This is a genomic window from Corallococcus exercitus, assembly GCF_003611585.1.
In the GTDB taxonomy this organism is placed as follows: Bacteria; Myxococcota; Myxococcia; order Myxococcales; family Myxococcaceae; genus Corallococcus; species Corallococcus exercitus.
The window spans coordinates 1-1758 of sequence record NZ_RAVW01000758.1; the positions used below are offsets into that span (position 1 = coordinate 1).

Below are 1758 nucleotides of genomic sequence, written 5' to 3' on the forward strand. Positions count from 1 at the left end.
GGAGGAGGTGGCGGCGGTGCTTGCTCCGCCAGCTCCGTGCCGACCGTGCCGGATGATTCGACGGCGGGCGCTGCTTCCGGAGGCAGCGGTGGAGCGGGCGGCTGTGGCGGACAGCCCGGCAACGGCGGTTCCAATGGCGGCGCGTCCATCGCGCTCGTCATCATCGATTCGCGCGTCACGGTCTCCGGCACGTCTCAGCTCCAGCCGGGCCAGGGCGGCATGGGAGGAGAAGGCATGGCCGGTGGCCCTGGAGGGGATGGCGCTCCGGGAGGCTCGGGTGGGCAGGGAGCGACCACCAACTTCCGCGTGAACGACGCGGGCCCGGTCTACACGGTCTATGGCGGCAATGGTGGAAACGGGGCGAAGGGTGGCGCGGGTGGGCCGGGTGGCGCCGGAGGTGGTGGCGCAGGCGGTCCGTCCGTCAGCGTCTGGTGTCTGGGGGATGCGGGGGTCGCCATCCACGACAGCCAGGTCGTGATGGGACAGGGAGGAGCAGGAGGCGCGAGCATTGGCGGAAACGCGGGCCCCATCGGACTCACCCAGGACTTCGTCGGCTGCACCTTCGTCGACGCCGGAACGCCCTGACCCACCGCATCGCCCGCTGGGTGACAGCGGCGGGTGAGAAAACGAGACCCGGGGGCAGGTGCTTGTTTGCTTGCCCTGCATCCACGGGCCGTGACTTCGCTTCCCGGGATTTCACCTGTTACGCTCCGCCGCGGTGGAGATGTCTTCCGAGCTGATCTGCGAAACCTGCGGCCTCACCGTTCCGTCCGAGACGGCGGTGTGCCCTCGCGATGGCACCGTCGTGCTGTCGTCGTTCCATCCGACTCCACCGGAACCGAAGGTCATCGTGGAGCACCCCGGTAACGAAGCCATCGCCCTCACCGACCCCCTCATCGGCCTGAAGCTGGGCGAGTACGAGCTGCGCTCGCGCATCGGCGTGGGCGGCATGGGGCTCGTCTACGACGGCATCCAGCCCCTCATCGGCAAGCGCGTCGCCGTGAAGGTGCTGCGCCCGGAGCTGGCGCACTCGTCCGAACAGGTGGCCCGCCTCCTCGCGGAGGCCCGCGCCGTCAACGCCATCCGCCACCGCGGCATCATCGACATCTTCGGCTTCGGCCAGCTCCCGGACGGTCGCCAGTACATCGTCATGGAGTACCTGGAAGGCCAGCCGCTGGACGCCATCCTCGCGGAGAAGGGCCGCCTGCCCGTCCCGGAGGCCCTGTCGCTGCTGGACGAGGTGCTCGCCGCCCTGGGCGCCGCGCACGGCGCGGGCGTGGTGCACCGCGACCTGAAGCCCAGCAACATCTTCCTCGTGCGCCAGCCGGACGGCTCGCGCTACGTGAAGCTGCTGGACTTCGGGCTCGCCAAGCGCGGCGAGGGGCCCACCGGCCGCACCGCGCAGACGCGCACCGACATGGTCGTCGGCACCCCGGAGTACATGGCACCCGAGCAGGCCCGCGGCCAGTCCGTGGGACCCATGACGGACCTGTACGCCATGGGCGTCGTCACCTTCGAGGTCGTCACCGGCCGGCTGCCCTTCATCGGCAGCTCCCCGGTGGACCTGCTCATGAAGCACGTGGAGGCGCGCCCGCCCCGGCCGTCGGAGTTCGTCCCCGACCTGCCGCCCGCCGTGGACGCCTTCATCCTGCAGATGCTCACCAAGGACCCGGAGACGCGCCCCAACTCCGCGGATGCCCTGCGTCAGCACCTGGCCAAGCTGCGCCGCACCCTGCGGGCCACGCGCACCAACCCCAC

Annotated in this window: 1 protein-coding gene and 1 pseudogene; both read left to right on the forward strand. The window is 70.8% G+C overall.

Annotated elements, in window-relative coordinates; all coding sequences use genetic code 11:
* A pseudogene (locus D7W79_RS44160) lies at positions 1–585 on the forward strand (hypothetical protein); the annotation flags it as partial.
* Positions 586–724: 139 nt separating this feature from the next.
* A partial coding sequence (locus D7W79_RS41745) for a serine/threonine-protein kinase (RefSeq protein ID WP_147442351.1) occupies positions 725–1758 on the forward strand: 1034 nt, incomplete at its 3' end.